1 protein-coding gene is annotated in these 1,153 nt (G+C 40.9%); it reads right to left on the reverse strand.

The genetic code is table 11. From position 1 onward, the window contains the following. Window positions 1–193 precede the first annotated feature (193 nt). Window positions 194–1,153 (reverse strand): protein Ycf2 (locus tag IE312_RS44825; RefSeq protein WP_229900948.1); only part of this gene is annotated, 960 nt, incomplete at its 5' end.

Raw genomic sequence — 1,153 nt, forward strand, 5'->3', positions numbered from 1 at the left:
TCCATACATAGTGTTTTGATCTAAGATTTCAATTCTTCCATGTTTCAGTAGTAGCATATTGTTCCATGGAGCTAAGTGGAAGAAACAGGTGTTTATACAACTCTACCACCCAGTCAATTCCGTTCCACTTAATCCCTATTTCATGGCCACATATCTTTCCGGCTAAGTAATGGGAAACCCTTCTCCTGTTACATTACATGAATCCTATTTTCATTTCATCCGAGAAAAGCCATCTTTTTTTCAACAATGTCTTTGTCATTCGATCCAATAGCGTTCCGTTAGATATGAACAGATTTGATAAATACTGATAACTCTCGGATCGAGTATTAGAACGGAAAAATCCATTAGATAATGAACTATTGGTTCTAAGCCATCTCTGGCGCTGAATCAACAATTCGAAGTGCTTTTCTTGCGTATTCTTGATAAACCAGCGTTTATATATAGATGTAGGAGGATCCGTTTGGGAAGTAAGAAGCCCCTTTGACATCTCTTCATCTGCAAAGAATTCTCGATGTGAAAACACAGAGACAAAGGGTTGATCTTTGAATAGGAAAAAGAGTGGATCTGCGGGGTCCCAAATGAATTGGCTTATTCTAAAAAAGCCTTGTTCTTTGGAAGACCTATCTCGTCTCTGGTACTGCATGGTTCCGCTCTGCAAGAACTCCGAATCATTCTCTTGAAGCTCATACTTTTCATCATAAATGATCCGCTTGCCCCGAAATGACCCGGCCGAATAGGGAAATCCCAATTCATTAGGCCTTTCGATACAATCAAATAGAAAGCCCCGAGGGCGCCATATTCTAGGAGCCCAAACTATGTGATTGAATAAATCCTCCTCTATCTGTTGCGGGTCGAGGACTCCTTCTCCTTCCCCTTCTTCAAACTCCGATTCGTATTTTTCATAGAGAAATCTCTGATCAACGATAGAACAAGATCCATCTTGCATCATATATAAGGGATCCCTTGGTTCGGAGCGAAAAAGCAATGTCACTCGATCATTATCAAACTGACTGCAATCTTTTTCTGTCCGTGAGGATCCCACCAAAGCGCCTTGCACTTCTAATAGGCCATGAACTAGATCCGAATCATTCTCAACGAATCCATAAGAAGTGATCCTATTTTTTTCATCGGGTACGGGTAGAGACCAAAGGTC

Source organism: Streptomyces capoamus (assembly GCF_014654935.1).
GTDB classification, from domain to species: Bacteria; Actinomycetota; Actinomycetes; order Streptomycetales; family Streptomycetaceae; genus Streptomyces; species Streptomyces capoamus.